General features: G+C 61.4%; 17 protein-coding genes. 11 read left to right on the forward strand and 6 right to left on the reverse strand.

What is annotated here, in order from left to right; genetic code table 11:
* Positions 1 to 28: 28 nt before the first annotated feature.
* Complete coding sequence (locus tag P5706_RS23065; protein ID WP_285682008.1) at positions 29 to 2,020, reverse strand: FUSC family protein; 1,992 nt, start codon at positions 2,018 to 2,020, stop codon at positions 29 to 31.
* Positions 2,021 to 2,241: 221 nt separating this feature from the next.
* On the opposite strand from P5706_RS23065, the gene P5706_RS23070 reads away from it, so the two are divergent.
* Positions 2,242 to 3,201 carry a hypothetical protein gene (locus P5706_RS23070; protein ID WP_285682010.1) on the forward strand — a complete coding sequence of 320 codons (960 nt, stop codon included), beginning with the start codon at positions 2,242 to 2,244 and terminating at the stop codon, positions 3,199 to 3,201.
* A 16-nt stretch (positions 3,202 to 3,217) separates the two neighbouring features.
* Here the strand turns inward: P5706_RS23070 and P5706_RS23075 are convergent, their stop codons facing one another.
* From P5706_RS23075 to P5706_RS23090, 4 genes are read right to left on the reverse strand one after another with little or no spacing between them, the layout of a single operon-like run.
* A complete protein-coding gene (locus P5706_RS23075) occupies positions 3,218 to 4,639 on the reverse strand; it encodes an efflux transporter outer membrane subunit (protein WP_200433547.1) in 1,422 nt (473 codons plus the stop codon).
* Complete coding sequence (locus tag P5706_RS23080) at positions 4,636 to 7,761, reverse strand: efflux RND transporter permease subunit (protein ID WP_285682012.1); 3,126 nt, start codon at positions 7,759 to 7,761, stop codon at positions 4,636 to 4,638. The genes P5706_RS23075 and P5706_RS23080 overlap by 4 nt, the downstream gene beginning before the upstream one ends.
* Before the next feature lie 4 nt (positions 7,762 to 7,765).
* Complete coding sequence (locus P5706_RS23085; RefSeq protein ID WP_285682014.1) at positions 7,766 to 10,828, reverse strand: efflux RND transporter permease subunit; 3,063 nt, start codon at positions 10,826 to 10,828, stop codon at positions 7,766 to 7,768.
* A 13-nt stretch (positions 10,829 to 10,841) separates the two neighbouring features.
* A complete protein-coding gene (locus P5706_RS23090; protein WP_200433544.1) occupies positions 10,842 to 11,966 on the reverse strand; it encodes an efflux RND transporter periplasmic adaptor subunit in 1,125 nt (374 codons plus the stop codon).
* Between the two features lie 243 nt (positions 11,967 to 12,209).
* Here P5706_RS23090 and P5706_RS23095 point away from each other — a divergent pair, with 243 nt between their 5' ends.
* Positions 12,210 to 12,815: a TetR/AcrR family transcriptional regulator gene (locus P5706_RS23095; RefSeq protein WP_017136243.1), complete on the forward strand. Its 606-nt coding sequence runs from the start codon at positions 12,210 to 12,212 to the stop codon at positions 12,813 to 12,815.
* A 211-nt stretch (positions 12,816 to 13,026) separates the two neighbouring features.
* Positions 13,027 to 13,485, forward strand: coding sequence for an REP-associated tyrosine transposase (locus P5706_RS23100; protein WP_285682017.1), 459 nt, complete (start codon positions 13,027 to 13,029; stop codon positions 13,483 to 13,485).
* A gap of 243 nt (positions 13,486 to 13,728) precedes the next feature.
* Here the strand turns inward: P5706_RS23100 and P5706_RS23105 are convergent, their stop codons facing one another.
* On the reverse strand, positions 13,729 to 14,169 hold the full coding sequence (locus P5706_RS23105; protein WP_200433542.1) for a GlcG/HbpS family heme-binding protein: 441 nt from the start codon (positions 14,167 to 14,169) through the stop codon (positions 13,729 to 13,731).
* Between the two features lie 256 nt (positions 14,170 to 14,425).
* Here P5706_RS23105 and gcl point away from each other — a divergent pair, with 256 nt between their 5' ends.
* The 8 genes from gcl (at position 14,426) to P5706_RS23145 (ending at position 23,870) form a co-directional block, all read left to right on the forward strand.
* Positions 14,426 to 16,201 carry a glyoxylate carboligase gene (gene gcl / locus P5706_RS23110; RefSeq protein WP_017136240.1) on the forward strand — a complete coding sequence of 592 codons (1,776 nt, stop codon included), beginning with the start codon at positions 14,426 to 14,428 and terminating at the stop codon, positions 16,199 to 16,201.
* A 10-nt stretch (positions 16,202 to 16,211) separates the two neighbouring features.
* Positions 16,212 to 16,994 carry a hydroxypyruvate isomerase gene (gene hyi / locus P5706_RS23115; RefSeq protein WP_285682019.1) on the forward strand — a complete coding sequence of 261 codons (783 nt, stop codon included), beginning with the start codon at positions 16,212 to 16,214 and terminating at the stop codon, positions 16,992 to 16,994.
* Positions 16,995 to 17,166: 172 nt separating this feature from the next.
* Positions 17,167 to 18,057 carry a 2-hydroxy-3-oxopropionate reductase gene (locus P5706_RS23120; RefSeq protein ID WP_026013623.1) on the forward strand — a complete coding sequence of 297 codons (891 nt, stop codon included), beginning with the start codon at positions 17,167 to 17,169 and terminating at the stop codon, positions 18,055 to 18,057.
* Positions 18,058 to 18,225: 168 nt separating this feature from the next.
* Positions 18,226 to 19,506 (forward strand): glycerate kinase type-2 family protein, encoded by a 1,281-nt coding sequence (locus tag P5706_RS23125; protein WP_285682022.1) that lies wholly within the window; start codon positions 18,226 to 18,228, stop codon positions 19,504 to 19,506.
* Positions 19,496 to 20,911 carry a pyruvate kinase gene (gene pyk, locus P5706_RS23130; protein ID WP_200433538.1) on the forward strand — a complete coding sequence of 472 codons (1,416 nt, stop codon included), beginning with the start codon at positions 19,496 to 19,498 and terminating at the stop codon, positions 20,909 to 20,911. The genes P5706_RS23125 and pyk overlap by 11 nt, the downstream gene beginning before the upstream one ends.
* Positions 20,912 to 21,040: 129 nt before the next feature.
* On the forward strand, positions 21,041 to 21,913 hold the full coding sequence (locus P5706_RS23135; protein ID WP_200433537.1) for an urea transporter: 873 nt from the start codon (positions 21,041 to 21,043) through the stop codon (positions 21,911 to 21,913).
* Positions 21,914 to 21,944: 31 nt separating this feature from the next.
* On the forward strand, positions 21,945 to 22,769 hold the full coding sequence (locus P5706_RS23140) for an ion transporter (RefSeq protein ID WP_200433536.1): 825 nt from the start codon (positions 21,945 to 21,947) through the stop codon (positions 22,767 to 22,769).
* Between the two features lie 96 nt (positions 22,770 to 22,865).
* Positions 22,866 to 23,870, forward strand: coding sequence for a sulfate ABC transporter substrate-binding protein (locus P5706_RS23145; RefSeq protein ID WP_099549035.1), 1,005 nt, complete (start codon positions 22,866 to 22,868; stop codon positions 23,868 to 23,870).
* The last annotated feature ends 126 nt before the right edge of the window (positions 23,871 to 23,996 follow it).

The following is a 23,996-nucleotide window of genomic DNA, read 5'->3' on the forward strand; positions in this document are numbered from 1 at the left end:
GCAGGAGCTGGTTCGCCAGCTCCTGCTGCTATATGCCCCGCTGACACCACTTGCGCCAGGTAAACCGCAACTGCAGCACCGCCGCCCTGGCCATCTCCCGATCCTGCTCCGTCAACCCCGACGGCTGCTCAAGTGCTTGAAGCAGTGCAGCACTTGGCCCATCCAGCAGCCCCGCCGTTGCCGAGCCTGGCCCCGCGTGCCTGAGTATCACCGCCAACTGCCGCAAATAATCATCACGCTCGCCAGCCAAGGCGCCCTGGCTGCCCGCAAGGCTTGCACGCAACTCCAGCAACTCATCACCCAGGTCCAACCCGAGCAGGCCATTGTCCCAATGGGTACGACGCTCGGCGGGCAAGGTTTGGCTGTAGCGTGACAGACGGATCAAGCGATCGGCCATGCGCCCGCCAAACCAGCTCTCGGCTTGCTCCAGAGGGCGCGAAGTCAACTGCGCCAAATCGAACAATGAAGCCTTGAACATACGCCGGTAGTGTCGCTCGCCAGGGTTGAGCTGAATCAGGCGAAACACCATCACCGCAATCCCGACGCCCACCAAAGTCGCGATGGCCTTGTTGAGAAAGGCAGCAATGTCGTAACTCATCAGGTTGCTCGGCCCGACGTTGTTGACGAAGAAGATACAAAACGCCGAAGCGGTGGCCACAAGTTTTGCCCGGCTCATGCACAGCGAGGCGAAAAACAACGGCACGCCCAACGCCACGCATAACAGCGCGAAAGCATCAAACCCGGGCAACAAGGCAAAGCGCACAAAGCCGGCTATCGGGATCGACAGCGCAATGCCCTTGAGAAAATTGAGGCCCGACGCAGAAGGGTTTTCCCGTGCGGCAAACAGGCTCAAGACCACGCCGCTGATCGACACTGCGCCCAGGCCCGACGGCCAGTCGGTAAAAATCCAGAATGCCGCAACGGCCAGAAACGCCAAGGCACTGCGCAGTCCACCGAGCACGCCTTGCTCGATATCCCGATGCCAGGACAGGGCGCCTGGCGCACCGGGCGGCACCCTGCCGGCTTCGACGGCCGCCAGGGTCACGGTGCCCACGTCAATCAAGCGCAGCACCTCGGCCAATTGCACCAGGCAAAAGTGCGCCTCCGCGCTCAAATCTGGATCACCCAGCGCCAACCTCAGGCGCTGCGAGAGTGCAGGCAGCGCATCGGGCCGCTCTTGCTGTAGCGTCGCCGCCACCTCGTCCACCCAAGGCGCCACGCGGGTCGTATCTTCCAGCATCAATCGCTGCCGTGCCACGCCGCGGGCCGCGCGCAAGAGTCCCAGCAAGTCCCGGCTCAGCACCCGCAGCGCCTGGGATCTGCGCCGGCCCTTGGGGCCTTCGAACCAGGCATGGTCACGCTGGGCATCAACTGCAACCAAACGGCCCAGTGCTTCGAGCAACCCCTTGCGCTGATCGGTGCCCAGCAGCTCCGACGCCGCGGCGCGCAGGCCGGCCTGCCAGGCCGCACGGCCTTGAACCGCCAGCGTCTGCTCAACCCGGCGCGGCCATAAAATCGTGCTCGCGATCGATGCGCAGAGAATCCCCAGGCTGATTTCCTGGCAACGGGCTACCGCCTCATCGAATACCCCAAGCGGCGCCGCAGTCGCAGGCAGCGCGATAATCGCCGTGGTGTAGCCCGCCAACACAAACCCATAAGAGGCGTGATTGCGCAGCAACGACGCGCCTGTGGTGCAAAACGCCAACCACAACGCCATGCACAGTAGAAACAACAAAGGCGCTTGGCCGAAGACAGCAATCATCACCACCGAAGCCGCCGCGCCCACAAACGTGCCCAGTAACCGATAGGCACCCTTGGCCAAGACCATGCCGCTGGTGGACTGGCCGACGATAAATACCGTGGTCAGCGCCCATTGCGGCTGCTGCAGGTCCAAGCAAAAGGCCAAATACAACGCGACCCCGCCGGCGATCATATTGCGCAGGGCAAACAACAGATCGGCCCGCGAGGGCGCCAGCGTGGCTTGCCAAAAGTCAGGCAGTTGAAAGGTCGGCGGCTTCATTCGGTGCGCACATAGATAGCAAGCTAATGATTAGCATCGTATCTATATTTACGACAAATGCCAATCCGCCTCACCAGTCAGATTGATAGCGCTGCATTCATCCCTGGCAATACAAAGCACCTGCCGGGCAAGGAACCACAGGCAAAACCGCAGCCAATCACCACCACGGCCGCTCGCTCAGTGCAACTCAAGCGCCATAACCTCAACAACCGGGAATCCTGATGAACATCACACCACCCGTTACTCCGCTGATACCCCCCCTGATGGGCGAACAGCCTGCCGGCGCCAAGGCAGACCAATCCCACGGGGCAAAGCAGCGCCCGTCGTGGATTCAGAGTGAAAAAGACATCTTTTTTGCACCCTACCAGGCAACCGGGCGCCCCCGTGGTGATCGCAGAACAGCAGACGAGATAATCAACGCAAACCCGATTTTCAAACACCTGCCCCTGTCGATCCCCGCGGAAAATCTCTCCCGGCATCTGGGCGATTGGACAAACGCCAACCCAAACCCGCAAAGCCGCGCGGACGCGGCCTATAACGCTGCACGCGTATTCAACTATATCGATGGAATCAACGTGAAGGAGTCGGCCCGTGGTGATAACACTAAGGGAAACGCCAGGATTGAGGGCGAATACCAGTCACCTTTACCGCCACCGTTTGATGACGCAGAGATCATCGACGGTGACGGCTCAGAGGCAGCCTTGCTGAAAAAATTCAGCCAGGAAGGCTACACAGCGCTCGACGATCACGGCACACCGCTGCCTTGGGATAATGAAAAAATCACCATTACCAAACCGACTGTCTCCATCGGTAGGCCAAGAGGTGACAGGCGCAGTGCAGAGCAAATTCTCAGCGCCAACCCGATCGTTGAGCGGTTTGCCAAATCCTTGGCGGATCATCCCTTGCGCGACAGTACTTTAAACAACCTCAAGGCACTAACGGGCGATTGGACCGAGCACAATAAAAACCCCGATGCTCGCGCCGACGCAGCCTATAACATTTCAAAAGTTGCCAACTATCTCGATGCCCATCCCGACTTTCACAGGTTGGACGAAGGCTTCAACGACACAGGCCCCGGTTTTTTGACCGGGTTCGACCAAACGGGTGAGGCCTTCCCGTGCACAGAAGCCAGCGCATTCATGGCCTTTAGTGAAAAAGGCTACTCAACACTGCCAGACTAAGCCAACTGCACGTCGCTCAGCGCCCGGCGGGTTGCCAGCCGCCACCCAGACTCTGGATCAACGCCACACTGCCCTGGCTCAACTGCCCCTGCGTATCGCGCAGATTCTGCTCGGCTTGCAATAGCACAAGCTGTTGAGTCAGCACCGCCTCCCGGCTGACCGTACCCGCCCGCAACTGCGCCTCCTGGCTGCCGAACAGTTGTTGATTGCGCTGGTAGACCTGCTGGAAGGCATCGGCCTGGGTGTGCAGATGATTGATCGCCGACAGATTGTCCTCGACGTTCTGCAAGGCACTGAGCACCGTCCCGCGATAGGTTGCGGCAATCTGGTCATAACTGGCCTCTGCCTGCTTCACCGCCGCCTCTCGCGCGCCACCGTCAAAGATGGTCTGCGCCAACGCCGGCCCCAAGGTCCAGATGCGATTCGGTAAAGAGAACAACCCACCCAACGCACTGCCGCGATAGCCCAGCTCGGCGGTCAAATCCAGGGAAGGAAAGAACGCCGCCTGGGCCACGCCGATCTTGGCGTTGGCCGCCGCTGCCGAACGTTCTGCCGCCACCACATCCGGGCGACGTTGCAGCAAGGTCGAAGGCAAGGTCAGCGGTGGCCGTGGCACCACGAAGGTGAAGTCCGTACGCGGCGCCACGCTGAACTCGCTGGGCGCCACGCCTACCAGCACCGCCAGCGCATGCTCGTATTGCTCACGGTCTCGCTGCGAGGTCTGCAGGTCGGCAATCGAGGTGGTCAGTTGATCCTGGGCCACCAGCAACTGGTCGTTGGTGGCAACCCCTTGGGTGAACTGCGCCTGGATCATGTCGAGCAATTGCTGGTTGATCGTCTGTTGCTGTTGCAGCAGGCGCACATCGATGTCCATCTGGCGTAATGCCAGGTAATTACTCGCCACACTGGCACTGATCGACAAGCGCACCCCAGCCAACAATGCATCCGATTGCTGCGCCGTGGCCTGGCTCGACTCGATGCCCCGGCGCACTTGGCCCCACAGGTCCGGCTCCCAACTGGCGGTCAGGGTGGCGCTGACACTGTTCTTCACGCCGGTCGATGCAGTGCTGCTGGAGCTGGAGCTGGTGCCGTCACCGCCCTCGCCACGCGAACCCGACAGCCCTACGCCCACCGTCGGCCACAACCCGGCGCGGCTCGACGCCACTTGCGCCTGCGCCAACCGATACGCCGCCTCAGCCGCAATGATCGACTGGTTGGCCTTGGCCGAACGCGCGACCAAGTCGTTCAGCACCGGATCCTGATAGGCCAGCCACCACTGACTGTCCATCGCGCCCTGCGGGTTGGACACCGCACGCTGCCACTGCGCACCTTCCTTGAACGACTGCGGCAACGCCATCGCAGGCTTCTGGTAATCCGGCCCCACCATACAGCCGCCAAGGGCCAGGCTGATCAACAGCACGCTAATTCTGAGTTTCATGACCTTGCTTCCTTGTGCCGTCCCAGGCGTTGGGACGCCCGGTCGAGCCAGAGGTAAATCACCGGAGTGGTGTAGAGCGTCAGCACCTGGCTGAACAGCAGCCCACCAATAATCGAAATCCCCAAGGGCCGGCGCAGTTCCGAGCCGTAGCCTGAGCCGAGCACCAGCGGCAGCGCGCCGAGAATCGCCGCCAAGGTGGTCATCATGATCGGCCGAAAGCGAATCAGGCACGCACGGCGAATCGCTTCCTTGGCGCTGAGGCCGAACTCACGGCGCTCGGTAATCGCGAAGTCGATCATCATGATCGCGTTTTTCTTCACGATACCAATCAACAGAATCACGCCCACCAGCGCGATGATCGACAGCTCGGTGTCGGTCAGCAGCAAGGCGATCAACGCGCCGACACCCGCCGAGGGCAAGGTCGAGAGGATGGTCAGCGGGTGCATCAGGTTTTCATACAAAATGCCCAGCACGATGTACACCGACAGCAACGCGGCGACGATCAGCAGCGGCTCGCTGGCCACCGACGACTGGAACACCTGGGCCGTACCGGCAAACTGGCCAGTCACGCTGGCCGGCATGCGTAGCTGCTTCACGGCATCCTCCACCTGCTCAGTGGCCTGGCCGATGGACGTGCCGGGCGCCAGGTTGAACGACACCGTCACCGCCGGGAACGTGCTTTGGTGGCTGATAGAGATAGCGGTGCGCGAAACGCCGTTATCCGCCAAGGCCGACAGCGGCACCAGCGCAGGCGGGTTGGCCAGGTTCGGCGCAGCGGTGGTGCCTTTGGCGGCCGCCGCCGCATTGCCCGTGGGTACGTAAATGCCTTTGAGCGCCGAAGGATCAGTCCAGTATTGCGGCGCGATTTCCATCACCACATGGTACTGGTTGGCCGCACGATAAAGCGTCGAGACCTGGCGCTGGCCAAAGGCGTCGTAAAGCGTCTGGTCCACCGCCGACATACCCACGCCGAGCCGCGCTGCCGTGTCGCGGTTGATATTCACGTTGGCCAGCAGGCTGTTGTCCTGCTGGTCGGTATTAAGGTCGGTGAGTTGCGGCAGCTTGTGCAACACGGCCACCACCTTGGGCACCCACTCATCCAGGGATTGCTGGTCATCGGCGGTCAGGGTGTATTGGTATTGCGCGCCGCTTTGCCGCCCGCCCACGGTGATGTCTTGAGCCGCCTGTAAAAACAGCTTGGTGCCGGGCATATCACCGAGGGTGCGACGGATCTGCCCGATCACATCGGTGGCGCTGTCTTTGCGCTGATCGATGGGCTTGAGCAAGACAAACAGCTGGGCACTGTTGACCGCCCCGCCGCCACCGCCCCCGCCGCCGACAAACCCGGCAGCGGTTTCCACATTGGGGTTTTGCATCACCTTGTGGTTGATCGCGGTGAAGTCTTTTTGCATCGCCCCGTAGGAAATACTCTGCGCGGCAATGATGCTGCCTTGCAGGCGCCCGGTGTCTTCCTGCGGGAAGAAGCCCTTGGGCACCAGCACATACAGCACGCCTGCGAGCACGATCACCAGCACGGTGACCAGGCCCATCAGAATCGAATGATCAATCACCCAGCCCAAGGTGCGGTCGTAGAAACGGTGAAAGCGTGAATCCGGGTGTTCGTTGCCTTCATGGACTGCCTTCGGCGCACGCAGCAACACACTGGCGAGCATTGGCGTGACGGTCAGCGAGATCACCATCGAGATAACGATGGCCACCGACAGTGACACCGAAAACTCGCGAAACAGCCGCCCGACGATCCCGCCCATCAGCAGCAGCGGAATAAACACCGCCACCAGCGACACACTGATGGTCAGCACGGTAAAGCCGACTTCCTGCGCCCCGGCCAACGCGGCCTCCACCCGCGTTTTGCCGCGCTCCAGGTGGCGCATGATGTTTTCCACCACCACGATGGCGTCGTCCACCACAAAACCGGTGGAAATGGTCAGCGCCATCAGCGACAGGTTATTCAGACTGTAGCCAAGGAAGTACATGGCGCCAAAGGTGCCCAGCAACGACAACGGCACCACCACCGCAGGCACCAGCGTGCTGCGCCAGTCACGGAAGAAACCGAAGGTCACCAGCGTCACCAGCAGGATCGAGGCCAGCAACGTCACTTCCACGTCATGCAGCGACGAGCGAATGGTGGTGGTGCGGTCCATCAGCAGGTTGAGCTTGATCGACGCCGGGATCGAGCTTTGCAAAAACGGCAGCGAGGCTTTCACGGCGTCCACGGTTTCGATCACGTTGGCGCCCGGCTGCTTGAACACCACCAGCAGCACCGCCGGCTTGCCGTTGGACAGGCCGAAGTTGCGCAGGTCCTGCACGTCTTCGCGCACGTAGCCCAGGTCCGAGATATGGATCAAGTCGCCGTTGTGCGCCTTGACCACCAGCGGCCCGTAATCGTTGCTGTCGAGCAACTGGTCATTGGCCCCAATGCCGTAGGAGCGGTCACCCACCGCCACATTGCCCTTGGGCAGGTTGGCGTTGGACGCGCCGATCACCTGGCGCACCTGCTCCAGGCTCACGCCGTACTGGTTGAGGCGGTCCGGGTTGAGCTCGATGCGCACCGCCGGCAGCGCGCCGCCGCCCACCGTCACGTCGCCGACGCCAGTGGTTTGCAGCAGGCGCTGCTCCAGTACCGTCGAGGCGGCGTCGTACATTTGCCCCGGCGTGGCGCTGTCGGAGGTCAGGCTGATAATCAGGATCGGCGAATCCGCCGGGTTGACCTTGCGGTAGGTCGGGTTGCCGGACAAGTCACTGGGCAAGTTGCTGCGCGCGGCGTTGATCGCCGCCTGTACGTCCCGCGCGGCACCGTCGATGTCGCGGCTCAGATCAAACTGCATAGTGATGCGCGTCGAGCCGAGGCTGCTGGCCGAGGTCATCTGCGTGACCCCGGCGATCTGCCCGAATTGGCGCTCCAGCGGCGTGGCCACCGAACTGGCGACGGTGGTCGGGTCGGCGCCAGGCAACGAGGCGCTGACGCTGATGGTGGGGAAATCCACCTCCGGCAGCGGCGCCACCGGCAGCAGGTTGAAGGCCAATAGGCCAAACAATGCCAGCCCGGCCGCCAGCAGCGTGGTGGCAATGGGACGATGGATAAACGGCGCGCTAAGGTTCATTGCATTAATCCACCGCCACCGGGCGACGGCTGAAACGCTGCCCCAGGCCATGCATGGCGAGGAAGATCACCGGCGTGGAAAACAGCGTGAGCAACTGGCTCAGCAACAGCCCGCCGATGATCGCGATGCCCAGCGGGTGGCGCAGCTCCGAGCCGATGCCGGTGCCCAGTGCCAACGGCACCGCGCCGAACAACGAGGCCATGCTGGTCATCAAAATCGGCCGGAACCGCAACTCCGCTGCCTGGCGAATCGCCTGCACCGGGCTCAAGCCGCCTTCGCGTAAAAGCTCCAGCGCGAAGTCGACCATCATGATGCCGTTTTTCATGACGATGCCGATCAGCAACACAATGCCGATCAAACCGATAATGTCGAACTGCGTGCCGGTGAGCAGCAACGCCAGTAAGGCGCCGAGAGCCGCCGACAGCAGGGTCGAAAGAATCGTCACCGGGTGAACGAAGCTCTCGTACAAAATGCCCAGCATCAGGTAGACCACCACAATCGCCGCCAGCACCAGGAACACCTGGTTGGACAACGACGCCTGGAATGTCGCCGCCGCGCCTTCGAGGTTGGCTTGCACCGACAGCGGCAGGCCAACCTTGGCTTCAATTTCCTGCAAGCGCGTGACTGCCGCGCCCAAGGTCTGCCCGGGCGCGAGGTTGAACGACACATCCGCGTAGGGGAACTGCCCCAGGCGATTGATAGTGACCGGCGAACGTACAATCTGCATGGTCGCCATGCTCGACAGCGGCGCCACACCGCCCCCAGGAATATCCACGTACAACCCAGTGAGCAAGTCCGGCAGGTTACGCGGCGGGTGGTCGGTGGCGATCACCACGTGGTACTGGTTGAGCTGCGTGTAGATAGTCGAGACCTGGCGCTGGCCGAACGCGTCATACAGCACATCGTCGATGGCCTGCGGCGTGATGCCCAGCCGCGAGGCGGTGGCGCGGTCGAAGGTCAGCTTGATCTGGTTGCCGAACTGCATGGCCTGGCTTTGTACATCGGTGAACATCGGGTCTTGCTTGATCGCGGCGAGCAGCTTGGTGGTCCACTGTTCCAACTCATCCGGGTCAGTGGCTTGCAGTCCCAAACGGTAGCTGGTGGTCGACACCGTGGCGTCCAGGGTCAGGTCTTGCACCGAGTGCAGATACAGGCGGATGCCCGCGTCATCGGCGTTGGCGTCGGCCAGGCGGCGAATCACTTCGGTGCTGCTGTCACGTTCGCCACGCGGCTTCAGGTTAATCAGCAAATTACCCTGATTGATGGTCGGGTTAGTCTGGTCAATGCCGACAAACGACGACAGGCTTTGCACCGCCGGGTCCTTGAGGATGCGGGCCGCCAGGCGTTGCTGCTCGACTTGCATCTGCTGGAACGAAATGGTCGGTGAAGCCTGGGAAATGCCCTGGATCAGGCCGGTGTCCTGATCGGGAAAAAAGCCCTTGGGCATGATCACCAGGGTGAACAAGGTCAGCGCGGCGGTGAGCACCACCGACATCAGGGTCAAGGTGCGGTGCGCCAATACCCAATCCAGGCCACGCACGTAATGGCGGTTGATGCGGTCGAAGAAATCCGCGCGGCGTTGCTCATGCCGGGACTTGAGCATGCGTGCGCACATCATCGGCGTAAGCGTCAGGGAGATGAACGCCGAGATAACGATGGTCACTGCCACGGTCATGGCGAACTCACGGAACAGCCGTCCGACCACATCGCCCATGAACAGCAGCGGAATCATCACCGCAATCAGCGCGATGGACAGCGAAATAATGGTGAAGCCGATCTGCTCCGCGCCCTTGAGCGCGGCTTGCAGTGGCGTGTCACCGGCCTCCAGGTAGCGCGTGATGTTTTCGATCATCACGATGGCGTCATCCACCACAAAGCCGATGGCAATAGTCAGCGCCATCAGCGTCAGGTTATTCAGGGAAAAGCCCAGTGCATAGGCCACCGCCAGGGTGCCGATCAGCGTCAACGGGATGGTGACGGCGGGAATAATCGTGGCCGGCACGTTGCGCAAAAAGGCAAAAATCACGATCACCACCAGCAAGATCGCCAGCCCCAATTCGTACTGCACATCGGTGACCGAGGCGCGGATGGTCTGGGTGCGGTCGGTGAGCACCGCGACCTTCAAGGTGCCCGGCAGGCTGGCGCGTAGCTTGGGCAGCAGTTGCTGCACGCGGTCGACCACTTCGATCACGTTGGCGCCCGGTTGGCGCTGGATATTCAACACGATCGACGGCGTGTCGTTGGTCCAGGCAGCCTGGCGTGGGTTTTCCGGGCCTTGGGTGGAGCTGGCAATTTGCGAGAGGCGAATCGGCGCGCCGTTTTTGTAGGCGATCACCAGGTCGCGGTATTCCTCCGCCGATTGCAGCTGGTCGTTGGCGCCGATGGAATAGGCCTGGAATTTACCGTCGATATTGCCCTTTGCCTGGTTGACGTTGGCGGTGCCCAGCGAGGTGCGCAAATCATCCAGCGACAGGCCGAGGCTGTTCAGCGCCGAGGTGTTGGCCTCGACTCGCACCGCCGGGCGCTGGCCGCCGCTGATGGTCACCAGGCCGACGCCGGTGATCTGCGAGATTTTCTGCGCCAGCCGTGTATCGGCCAAGTCTTCAACCTTGGTCAGCGGCAGTACATCGGGGGTCAGCGACAGCGTCAGCACCGGCGCATCCGCCGGGTTGACCTTGCTGTACACCGGCGGGTAAGGCAGGTTGGCGGGCAGGAACGTCCCCGCCGCGTTGATGGCGGCCTGCACTTCCTGTTCGGCCACGTCCAGGGACAGCGACAGGTCAAATTGCAGGGTCACCACCGAAGCACCGTCGGAGCTGGTGGAGTTCATCGACTTGAGCCCCGGCATTTCGCCGAGCTGACGCTCCAGTGGCGCGGTGATCGAGGAACTGACCACATCCGGGCTGGCGCCGGGGTATTGGGTGAACACCTGGATGGTCGGGTAATCCACCTCCGGCAGTGCCGACACCGACAGCAAGTGATAACCCAACAGGCCAAGCAGCAGCACCGCGACCATCATCAACGTGGTGGCCACGGGGCGTTCGATAAAGGGCCGCGAAATATTCATGTTCGGCGACTCCTTACTGGGCGACGACTTTTACGGAGGATCCATCATCCAGTTTGTCGGCGCCCTCGGTGATCACCTGCTCACCGGCCTTGACGCCATTGTCGAGCACTGCCGAGACATCCCCGGTGCTTGGGCCGGTCTTGATCGTGCGCAGGCTGGCCTTGTTGCCATTGACCACAAAGACGAAATCGCCCTTGCTGCCATGCTGAATCGCGCGGGTCGGCACCACGGCGATCTGGCTCAAAGTGTCGGCCTTGAGGCGCGCATTGACGAATTGGTTGGGGAACAGCGCAGTGCCCGAATCGTCGAACTGCGCCTTGACCTTGATGGTGCCGGTACTGGTGTCCACCTCGTTATCCAACGCCAGCAACGCGCCGGTGGCGAGCAGGGTTTGCTTGTTGCGATCGTAAGCCAGCACGCTGACGCTGCCATGGGACATGGCCTGGTTGATTGCGCCCAAGTCGTCCTCGGGCACAGCGAACACCACAGTGGCCGGGTTCATCTGGGTGATCACCACAATCCCGGTGGTGCTGGCGGTGGTCACGTAGTTGCCGGGGTCGACCAGCCGCAAGCCGACCACGCCATCCACCGGCGAAGTGATGGTGCAATAGCTCAATTGCACTTCGAGGTTTTGCACATTGCCCTGGTCGGCGGCGACGGTGCCTTGTTGCTGCTGCACCAGGGACGCCTGGGTGTCGAGGGTTTGCTGGCTGGTGGAACCGGCTTTGACCAAGTCGCGATAGCGCGCCAGGTCGCGTTGGGCGTTGCTCAGTACCGCCTGATCATGGGCCAGGTTGCCCTTGGCTACTGCCAGTTGCGCCTTCAGCGCACGGTCGTCGATGCGGGCGATAACCTGGCCTTTGCTGACGTGCTGGCCTTCCTTGAATTCCACGCTGCTGAGGATGCCATCGACCTGGCTTACCACCGTAACGCTGCGGGTTGGAGTGACGGTGCCGAGGGCGTCGATGTACACCGGCACGTCCTGCAACACCACCGGCACCACGGCAACCGGTTCACCCAGGGACGGCGGCTTGCCCTTGTGTTGCCCGCTGAAGAAGTGAATCCCTGCCAAAACCGCCAGTACCACCAAGACTACGCCGACCATCCAGGCGAACGTACGACGTCTGCTTTTCTCCACGGTTTCTCACTCACAAAAGCCAAAAACAGGATGAAGCGATGCAGCTTTGCACCGAATCGCTGCCCTGAACTCTAGCAGCGCGCCCGGTGCGTGCCTGTACAACCGTGAATGCGTTCAGCATCAAGACAGACAAACTCCGCTGTAACGCCCGGTGTGCAAGGGTTGCACCTGCATTCTTGAGCGCTGCGTCAAGCCGGTGCTACCATGCCCGACCGCCTGTCTTGGCAAGGAACCTGTTGGTTTATGAGCACCATTCGCGAGCGCAACAAAGAAAAGATCCTGCGGGCGGCAAGCGAGGAGTTTGCCGACAAGGGCTTCGCCGCGACCAAAACCAGCGACATCGCCGCCAAGGCCGGGCTGCCCAAGCCCAACGTCTATTACTACTTCAGGTCCAAGGACAACCTCTACCGCGAGGTGCTCGAAAGCATTATCGAGCCGATCCTGGCCGCCTCCACACCGTTCAACCCCGAGGGCGAGCCGTCGGTGGTGCTGAGCAACTACATCCGCTCGAAAATCCGCATCTCCCGCGATTTGCCGTTTGCGTCCAAGGTGTTTGCCAGCGAAATCATGCACGGCGCCCCGCACCTGAGCCCTGAGCAGATCGAGCAGCTCAACGCCCAGGCCAAGCACAACATCAACTGCATCCAAAGCTGGGTAGATCGCGGCCTGATCGCCGCCATAGACCCCAACCACCTGATGTTCAGCATCTGGGCGGCGACGCAGACGTATGCCGATTTTGACTGGCAGATATCGGCGGTGACCGGCAAAGCCAAGCTGGATGAGGCGGATTATGAGGCGGCGGCGCAAACGATCATTCGGTTGGTGTTGAAGGGGTGTGAGTTGGGCTGATGGGCCGTGGTGCCTGTGCTATTCGCGAGCAAGCCCGCTCCCACACTTTGAACCGCGCCAGACATAAACTGTATGAACACCACAGAGCCCATGTGGGAGCGGGCTTGCTCGCGAAAGCGCCCATCCAGACACATCCTGCCAAAAGCCTGCCGATCAGCATCAGCCACGGAGACCTAGCCTCTCAGAACCCCAACTGAAGAGAGGCCATGGAATGCCTGAACTCCCCGCTTCAAAACGACTGCGCATCGGGCGCTATGATGAACACAACCGCATCTACCTACTCACCACCAACACGCTTGACCGTGAGCCGATATTCGAGGATTTCAGGCTAGGCCGACTCGTCGTTCAACAATTCAGGATTGCGCAGAATCTAGGCCTGGCAACTTCCCTCGCCTGGGTGGTCATGCCTGATCACTTCCACTGGCTTATCTCCCTGGAAAAGGGATCACTTGCGGACCTGATGCGCCGGGTAAAATCCAAAAGCACCCGCGTCGTGAATGCCGTAGCCGGTCGTCAGGGTCGCCTCTGGCAACCTGGTTTTCATGATCATTCAGTGCGTCGGGAAGAGAGCCTTGAAGGGATTGCCAGGTATATCGTGGCTAATCCATTGAGAGCTGGCTTGGTGAAAAAGTTTGGCGACTATCCGTTGTGGGATGCCATTTGGCTCTGACCCAACACCGAGTCGCCTGCATCGCAGGCAAGCCAGCTCCCACATTGGAATGCATTTCACAGGTGGAACTCGGTCAGTGTGGGAGCTGGCTTGCCTGCGATGAGGCCCTAACAGGCTATAGCGATCAAGCAGAAACCCCCGCATCCGCCAACAACCCCCCACACTTGACTGCATTTCACAGGTGGAACTCGGTCAGTGTGGGAGCTGGCTTGCCTGCGATGAGGCCCTAACAGGCTATAGCGATCAAGCAGAAACCCCCGCATCCGCCAACAACCCCACCCCCTCGATCGCCGTAATCGCGCATTGCTCATCAATATCCGAGGTATCCCCGCTGATCCCGATCGCCCCCAGCACCAGCCCGTCCTGATTCCGTATCAACACACCACCCGGTGCCGGCACCACGCTGCCCTGGCCCAGGCTGTTCAACGCGGCGATAAACGCTGGGCGCTGCTGTGCGTCCAGCGCCAGCAAGCGCGAGCCCTTGCCCAGTGCAATCGCGCCCCAGGCCTTGCCGATGGCGATTTGTGGGCGCAGCAGGCTGGCGCCGTCTTCGCGCTGCAGGGTGATCAAGTGGCCGCCGCTGTCGAGCACCGCGATGGTCAGCGGTGCAGCCGAGATCGTGCGGCCTGCGGTGAGGGCCTGGCTGGCGAGTTGGGTGGCAAGTTTCAAGGTTAAAGCGCTCATGGTGCCGTCCTTCTTTTGTTATTGGGAATGCGGTGGAGGTCTGTTTGATCAGATGCTCGATCAAACAAATAGAACACAATGACATTTAATTTTGTATACAATATTTTCGCACAAAGGCTCCATACGTCGAAAAAAGTGCTTCCGACGAACGCCATGGCCACTTTGCAAAATGCATTGACCTGCGGCGCTCGCCGTGAATACACTTTGTCCAGACACCACTTGTATACAATTACAAAACGCAAGAGGCACCAAAACCATGAGCAAAATGAGAGCAATCGAAGCCGCCGTCCTGGTGATGCGCCGTGAAGGCGTGGACACCGCCTTCGGTATCCCGGGCGCCGCGATCAACCCGCTGTATTCGGCCTTGCAGAAGGTCGGTGGCATCGATCACGTCCTTGCTCGCCACGTTGAAGGCGCCTCGCACATGGCCGAGGGCTACACCCGCACCAAGGCCGGCAATATCGGCGTGTGCATCGGCACCTCGGGCCCGGCGGGCACCGACATGGTCACCGGCCTGTACAGCGCCTCGGCCGACTCGATCCCGATTCTGTGCATCACCGGCCAGGCGCCGCGTGCCCGCATGCACAAGGAAGATTTCCAGGCCGTCGACATCACCAGCATCGTCAAGCCAGTGACCAAGTGGGCGACCACTGTTCTGGAGCCCGGCCAAGTGCCCTACGCGTTCCAGAAAGCCTTCTATGAAATGCGCTCCGGCCGCCCTGGCCCGGTGCTGATCGACCTGCCGTTCGACGTGCAGATGGCCGAGATCGAATTCGATATCGACGCCTACCAGCCACTGCCGCTGGCCAAGCCACTGGCTACGCGCATCCAGGTGGAAAAAGCCCTGGCGCTGCTGGATGCGGCCGAACGCCCCTTGCTGGTCAGCGGTGGCGGCGTGATCAATGCCGATGCCAGCGAGTTGCTGGTGGAGTTTGCTGAACTCACCGGCATCCCGGTGATCCCGACCCTGATGGGCTGGGGCACGATCCCGGACGATCACCCGCTGATGGTGGGCATGGTCGGTCTGCAAACTTCACACCGTTATGGCAACGCGACGATGCTCAAGTCGGACGTGGTGCTGGGCATCGGCAACCGTTGGGCCAACCGCCACACCGGTTCGGTGGAGGTGTACACCGAAGGCCGCAAGTTCATCCACGTCGACATCGAACCGACGCAGATTGGCCGCGTATTCACCCCCGACCTGGGCATTGTTTCCGACGCTGGTTCTGCCCTGACCATGTTCATTGAAGTGGCCCGCGAGTGGAAAGCCGCCGGCAAGCTCAAGGACCGCAGCGCCTGGCTGCATGACTGCCAACAGCGCAAGGCCACCCTGCACCGCAAGACCCACTTCGACAACGTGCCGGTCAAGCCGCAACGCGTGTACGAAGAGATGAACCAAGTGTTCGGCAAAGACACCTGCTACGTCAGCACCATCGGCCTGTCGCAGATTGCCGGCGCGCAATTCCTGCACGTTTACAAGCCACGCCACTGGATCAACTGCGGCCAGGCCGGTCCCTTGGGCTGGACCATTCCGGCGGCACTCGGTGTGGTCAAGGCCGACCCGAGCCGCAAAGTGGTGGCGTTGTCCGGCGACTATGACTTCCAGTTCATGATCGAAGAGCTGGCGGTGGGCGCGCAGTTCAAGCTGCCGTATATCCACGTGGTGGTGAACAACTCCTACCTGGGCCTGATTCGCCAAGCCCAGCGCGGGTTTGAGATGGACTACTGCGTGCAGCTGTCCTTCGACAACCTCAACGCCCCGGAGCTCAACGGTTATGGCGTCGACCATGTGGCTGTCGCCGAAGGCTTGGGTTGCAAGGCGCTGCGCGTATTCGAGCCGGGCCAGATCCAGCCGGCGTTGCGCAAGGCGCAGGAAATGATCGAAGAATTCAAGGTTCCGGTGATTGTTGAGATTATTCTGGAGCGCGTGACCAATATTTCCATGGGCACCGAGATCAACGCCGTCAACGAATTCGAAGATCTGGCCCTGGTCGGCAACGATGCGCCGACTGCCATTTCCCTGCTCGATTAAGGAGAACCCTATGCCGCGTTTTGCCGCCAACCTGTCCATGCTGTTTACCGAGCAGGACTTTCTCGCCCGTTTCAAAGCGGCCGCCGACGCCGGCTTCCAGGGTGTGGAATACCTGTTCCCGTACGAGTTCAGCTCCGCCGAGATCAAGGCGCAGCTGGATGCCAACGGCCTGACCCAAGTGCTGTTCAACCTGCCGGCCGGTGACTGGGCCAATGGCGAGCGTGGTTTGGCGTGCCACCCGGACCGGGTCGAGGAGTTCCGTGCCGGGGTCAAGCTGGCCATCGCCTACGCCCAAGTACTGGGCAATACCCAGATCAACTGCCTGGCCGGGATTCGTCCTGCCGGTGTGGATGATGAAACCGTGGAAAAGGCCTTTGTCGCCAACCTCAAGTACGCCGCCGACAAGCTGCAAGCGGCGGGCATCAAGCTGGTGATGGAGATGATCAACACCCGCGATATCCCGGGCTTCTACCTGAACAACACGGCGCAGGCCCTGTCGATTCGCGAGCAGGTGGGCAGCGCCAACCTGTTCCTGCAATACGACATCTACCACATGCAAATCATGGAAGGCGATTTGGCCCGGACCATGGCCGCGCACCTGGGTGAGATCAACCACATCCAGTTGGCTGACAACCCTGGGCGTAACGAGCCGGGGACCGGGGAGATCAACTATCGCTTCCTGTTCGAGCATCTGGATCGGATTGGTTATGCCGGTTGGGTCGGCTGCGAGTACAAGCCGCTGACCACCACCGAAGCGGGACTGGGTTGGCTCAAGACCCATAACGCCATCTAACTGACACAACACAAAAGAATGTGGGAGCTGGCTTGCCTGCGATGCAGACACCGCGGTGTATCAGGCAAAACCGGGGGATGCCATCGCAGGCAAGCCAGCTCCCACATTTGGATCTTCAGTGTTTGGTGGACCGTGTCCGCCCTGCACCTAGAATAAAAAGAGGATTTTGATCATGGCTAAAATCGGATTTATCGGCACCGGCATCATGGGCCAACCCATGGCCGCCAACCTGCAAAAGGCCGGCCACCAACTGTTCCTGTCCGAGCATCACGGCAAGGCTCCCGAAGCCCTGATCGCGGCTGGCGCCGTGGCCCTGGCCAACCCGCAGCAAGTCGCCCAGGAAGCCGAGTTCATCATCGTGATGGTGCCCGACACCCCGCAGGTCGACGACGTGCTGTTCCGCGCCGACGGTGTTGCTGCCGGCCTGTCACCGAACAAAGTGGTGATCGACATGAGTTCGATCTCCCCTACCGCCACCAAAGCCTTTGCCGCCAAGATCAATGCAACCGGCGCGCAATACCTCGACGCGCCGGTGTCCGGCGGTGAAGTCGGCGCCAAGGCCGGCACCTTGAGCATCATGATCGGTGGCGAGCCGCAGACGTTCGAACGCGCCCTGCCGCTGTTCCAGGCCATGGGCAAAAACATCACCCTGGTCGGCGGCAATGGCGACGGCCAGACCGCCAAGGTCGCCAACCAGATCATCGTTGCGCTGAACATCCAGGCGGTGGCCGAAGCGCTGCTGTTCGCATCGAAGAACGGCGCCGACCCGGCCAAGGTGCGTGAAGCGCTGATGGGTGGCTTTGCTTCGTCGAAGATTCTGGAAGTGCATGGCGAGCGCATGATCAAGGGCACCTTTGATCCGGGCTTCCGCATCAACCTGCACCAGAAAGACCTGAACCTGGCGCTGGCCGGGGCCAAGGAGCTGGGGATCAACCTGCCGAACACGGCCGGTACGCAGCAGGTATTCAGCACCTGCACGGCGATTGGTGGTGGCAATTGGGACCACTCGGCGCTGATCAAAGGGTTGGAGCATATGGCGAATTTTTCGATTCGCGATAAGTAATTCGATTTGAAATGCAGGCCAATGTGGGAGCTGGCTTGCCTGCGATAGCGGTCTTTCAGTTAGACATTCATTGCCTGGTACACCGCTATCGCAGGCAAGCCAGCTCCCACATTTTGATCCCGTTTCAAGTCTTAACTCTAATAACAAGAATTCCCCGGGAGCCCGCTTATGTCGGTCGATCCGCAACACCTGCTTCGCGAGCTGTTTGCCACAGCCATCGACGCCGCCCACCCCCGGCAAGTCCTTGAACCTTATCTGCCCGCCGACCGCAGCGGCCGTGTAATCGTGATCGGCGCCGGCAAAGCCGCGGCCGCCATGGCGCTGGTGGTCGAGAACTGCTGGCAGGGCGAAGTCTCGGGGCTGGTGGTCACCCGTTACGGCCACGGCGCACCGTGCAAGAAAATCGAAGTGGTCGAGGCCGCACACCCAGTGCCCGATGCGGCCGGCCTGGCCGTCGCCAAGCGCGTGCTGGAACTGATCAGCAACCTCACCGAAGACGACCGCGTGATCTTCCTGCTCTCCGGCGGTGGTTCGGCCTTGCTGGCCCTGCCCGCCGAAGGCATCACCCTGGCCGACAAACAAAGCATCAACAAAGCGTTGCTCAAATCCGGCGCGACCATTGGCGAGATGAATTGCGTGCGCAAGCACCTCTCGGCCATCAAGGGCGGCCGGTTGGCCAAGGCCGCATGGCCGGCGACGGTGTACACCTACGCTATCTCGGATGTGCCGGGCGACCAGGCCACCGTCATCGCCTCCGGCCCCACCGTCGGCGACCCGAGCACCTCGCAACAAGCCCTGGCGATTCTCAAGCGCTACAGCATTGAGGCGCCGGCATCGGTGCGCAGTTGGTTGCAGAACCCAGCCTCGGAAACCGTCAAACCCGGCGACCCGGTACTCGCGCGCAGCCACTTCCAGTTGATCGCCCGCCCGCAGCAGTCGCTGGAAGCGGTGGCGGTAAAAGTCCGCCAGGCCGGGTTCAGCCCGTTGATCCTCGGCGATCTGGAAGGCGAAGCACGGGACGTGGCCAAGGTACACGCCGGTATCGCCCGGCAGATCGTGCTGCACGGCCAGCCCTTGGCGGCGCCCTGCGTGATTCTCTCGGGCGGTGAAACCACCGTCACCGTGCGCGGCAATGGCCGTGGCGGGCGCAATGCCGAATTCCTGCTGAGCCTGACTGACAGCCTCAAGGGTTTGCCCGGCGTGTACGCATTGGCCGGTGACACCGACGGCATCGACGGCTCCGAAGACAACGCCGGCGCAATCATGACCCCGTGCAGCTACCGCCGCGCCGAAGCCCTGGGCCTTAGCGCCAGCGACGAGCTGGACAACAACAATGGCTATGGCTACTTCGCCGCGCTCGACGGTTTGATCGTCACCGAGCCGACCCGCACCAACGTCAATGACTTCCGCGCCATCCTGATTCTTGAGACTGCCAAACATGACGCCTGACAAGAAAGTCAAAATTCTCGCCACCCTCGGCCCGGCCACCGATGGCATCGATGACATCCGCGAGTTGGTGGAAGCCGGCGTGAATATCTTCCGCCTCAACTTCAGCCACGGCGAGCATGCCGACCACGCCCAGCGTTACCAGTGGATTCGCCAAGTGGAGCGCCAGCTCAATTACCCGCTGGGCATCCTTATGGACCTGCAAGGGCCGAAGCTGCGGGTCGGGCGTTTTGCCGAGGGCAAAGTGCAACTGGTGCGCGGCCAGGCCTTGCGCCTGGACCTGGACCCGACGCCGGGCGATCAGCGCCGGGTCAACCTGCCCCATCCCGAGATTATCGCCGCACTGGAACCGGGCATGGACCTGTTGCTGGACGACGGCAAACTGCGCCTGCGCGTGATCACCAAACACGTCGACGCCATCGACACCACCGTGCTCAATGGTGGCGAGCTGTCCGACCGTAAAGGCGTGAATGTGCCGCAAGCGCTGTTGGAACTCAGCCCGCTGACCGCCAAGGACCGCCGCGACCTGAGCTTCGGCCTGGAGTTGGGCGTGGATTGGGTGGCGCTGTCGTTTGTGCAACGCCCGGAAGATATCCGCGAAGCCCGCGAACTGATCGGTGACAAGGCCTTCCTGATGGCCAAGATCGAAAAACCCTCAGCCGTGCTGCGCTTGCGGGAAATCGCCGAACTGAGCGACGCGATCATGGTGGCCAGAGGCGACCTGGGTGTGGAAGTGCCCGCCGAGAGCGTGCCGCAGATCCAGAAAGACATCATCAGCACCTGCCGCCAATTGGGTAAGCCGGTGGTGGTGGCCACGCAGATGCTCGAATCCATGCGCTTCTCGCCGGCGCCGACCCGCGCCGAAGTGACCGACGTGGCCAACGCCGTGGCCGAAGGCGCGGACGCGGTGATGCTCTCGGCCGAAACCGCCTCGGGCGAATACCCGCTGGAAGCCGTGCAGATGATGAGCAAGATCATCCGCCAAGTGGAAAACGGCCCGGATTACCAGACGCAACTGGACGTGAGCCGGCCCAAGGCGGATGCCACGGTGTCGGATGCGATCAGCTGCGCGATTCGGCGCATCAGCAGCATTTTGCCGGTGGCGGTGCTGGTGAACTACAGCGAGTCCGGCAGCTCCAGTCTGCGCGCGGCGCGGGAGCGGCCGGTGGCGCCGATCCTCAACCTCACGCCGAACCTGTCCACGGCGCGGCGTTTGAGTGTGGCCTGGGGCGTGCACTCGGTGGTCAATGACCGGCTGCGCCAGGTCGATGAGGTGTGTTCCACGGCGCTGGAAATTGCCCAGGCGCAAGGCATGGCGCAGCGCGGGGACACTTTGGTGATTACGGCGGGGGTGCCGTTCGGGCAGCCGGGGTCGACCAATTCGTTGCGTATCGAGACGTTGATCTAACCCCCTGTGGCGAGGGAGCTTGCTCCCGTTGGACGGCGTAGCCGGCCCATCTTTTGGGGCCGCTTCGCAGCCCAGCGGGAGCAAGCTCCCTCGCCACAGGGTTGGTGTTCACCTGCAGAAACTCAATTCATGCACAACCCAACCTGCCCCGACTGGGCCGAAGCGCTGCTCAACGGCTTCAGCCAGATATTCCTGCAACGCCAGCCGCTGTGCGGCCTGCTGTGCCTGTTGGCCATCCTGATCGGCGCCCCGGCCTTGCTCGGCGGGGCGTTGCTGGGGGGCGTCGCCGGTTTGCTCACCGCCCAGCGCCGGGGCTATCCCAAGGCAGAACGCCAAGCTGGCTTGTACAGCTACAACGGCGTGCTGCTGGGTGTGTTGATCAGCCAGCACTTCGCCTGGTCGGCCTTATTGCCGCCGCTGATCCTGGCCTGCGGCGGCCTGAGTGCGATGCTCACGCGGCAATGGTTGAAACATGCCCGTCACCCGGATGACTTGTCTGCGTACACCGCGCCCTTTGTCGGCCTGGGTTGGCTGCTGATCGGCAGCGTGCCTGAGCCGACGTTCGCGCTGGTCGAGCCCGACGTTCTGTCTGTGATCAGTGCGCCCTTGACCGGCCTTGCGCAAGTCATGCTGCTGGACCAACCCCTGGCCGGCGTCTTGATTGCGCTCGGTCTGTTGCTGGCCAACCGTCGCGCCGCACTGTGGGCGCTGATCGGCGCTGTGACTGGCGTGCTGGTGGCTCTACTGCTCGACGAACCCGCCAGCGCCCTCCTCGGCCTGCACAGCTACAACCCGGCGCTGGCGGCACTGGCCTTGAGCCAATCACGCCGTCAGCCGTGGCTGCCAATGTTGGGCATCCTGCTGGCGATCATCCTCACGCCCGGTTTTGCCGCCCTGCACCTGCCTGCGCTGACCGCGCCGTTTATCCTCGCGTGCTGGCTGGTGCGCGCCACGCAGCGGATGTTCAAAGCCCGCGTGGACAGCCCGTTCGAATCCCCCTAGGCTTGCTCGATATTCGATTCAGGCGGGTTTTATGGACAGCAACAGCGACTGGCGTCAGCGCCTCTATGTCATGGTATTCCAGAGCGACACCGCAGCCGGGCGGCGCTTTGACGGCATTCTGCTACTGATCATCCTTGCCAGCATTGTGATCGTGATGCTCGACAGCATCGACGATATCCACCAGAACTACGCCAATGTGCTGGCCTACATCGAATGGGGCTTCACGCTGATCTTCGCGATCGAGTACGGCTTGCGGCTGTACTGCTCGCCCAAACCCCTGCGCTATGCCTTCAGCTTTTATGGCTTGGTGGACTTGCTGGCCATCGTGCCCGGCATCCTCGCGCTGTATTACAGCGACGCCCAATACCTGCTGATTATCCGCATCATTCGGATGCTGCGGATTTTCCGCGTGCTCAAGCTCAGCCCGTACCTCAAGCAAGCCAACTACTTGATGGCGGCGCTGCGCGGCAGCAAACAGAAGATCGTGGTGTTCCTGGTCAGCGTGTGCACCCTGGTGACGGTGTTCGGCACCCTCATGTATGTGATTGAAGGCCCGGAGCACGGGTTTACCAGCATTCCCAAAGGCATCTACTGGGCAATCGTGACCCTCACCACCGTAGGCTTTGGCGATATCGTGCCGAAGACGCCGCTGGGCCAGGTGATTTCGTCGCTGGTGATGATCACCGGTTACTCGATCATCGCCGTACCCACCGGGATTTTTACCGCTGAACTGGCCAGCGCCATGCGCGGTGAACAGCTGGAGCACGATTGCCCGGTGTGCAAGAAAAACAGCCATGAACCCAACGCGGCGTTTTGCTCGCGCTGTGGCAGCAACCTGTTTCATAAAGTGGAATAAGCACAGTACGTTTTAATCTTTAAACGCCTATGCAGGCCCGGCTATAGTTGCTGGCAAATTGCCCCCACTCTTCTCTCGAACAACAAGGAATGAGCAGTGAAAAAAATCCTCAGCGCCTCTCTTCTGGCCGCGGGCCTGGCCCTGGCCGGTGCCGTGCAAGCCGCACCGGTCACACTGCTTAACGTCTCCTACGACGTGATGCGCGACTTCTACAAGGACTATAACGCCGCCTTCCAGAAGCACTGGGAAGCCGAGCACCCGAACGACAAGCTGACCCTGCAGATGTCTTTCGGCGGTTCCAGCAAACAAGCGCGCTCGGTGATCGACGGCCTGCCGGCCGATGTGATCACCATGAACATGGCCACCGACATCAATGCCCTGGCGGACAACGGCAAACTGGTGCCGGACAACTGGGTCACACGCCTGCCGAACAACAGCGCGCCGTTCACCTCCGCCACCGTGTTTATCGTGCGCAAGGGCAACCCCAAAGCCCTGAAAGACTGGCCCGACCTGCTCAAAGATGGCGTGCAAGTGATCGTGCCCAACCCGAAAACCTCGGGTAATGGCCGCTACACCTACCTGTCGGCCTGGGGTTATGTGCTGAAAAACGGTGGTGATGAAGACAAGGCCAAGAAGTTCGTCGGCGAATTGTTCAAACATGCACCAGTGCTGGACACTGGCGGCCGTGCCGCCACCACCACGTTCATGACCAACCAGATCGGCGATGTGCTGGTGACCTTTGAGAACGAAGCCGAAATGATCGCCCGTGAATTCGGCCGTGATCAGTTCGAAGTGATCTACCCAAGCGTTTCCGCCGAAGCTGAACCGCCGGTGTCGGTGGTCGACAAAGTGGTCGACAAGAAAGGCACCCGCGTTGCTGCCGAGGATTACCTGAAGTACCTGTGGTCGCCGGAAGGCCAGGAAATTGCCGCCAACAACTACCTGCGCCCGCGTGATCCGAAAGTGCTGGCCAAGTACACCGACCGCTTCCCGAAAGTCGACTTCCTGTCGGTGGAGAAGACCTTTGGTGACTGGCGTACCGTGCAGAAAACTCACTTCAATGATGGCGGGATTTTTGACCAGATCTACAGCGGGCAATAAATCGCTGTAACTGAAAAAATGCAGTCAAGTGTGGGAGCTGGCTTGCCTGTGATAGCATCCCCTCGGTGTAACTGATACACCGAGGTGATTGCATCGCAGGCAAGCCAGCTCCCACACAAGCCAGCT

The sequence above is a fragment of the Pseudomonas sp. ChxA genome (assembly GCF_030263855.1).
Lineage (GTDB): Bacteria > Pseudomonadota > Gammaproteobacteria > Pseudomonadales > Pseudomonadaceae > Aquipseudomonas > Aquipseudomonas fluorescens_CB.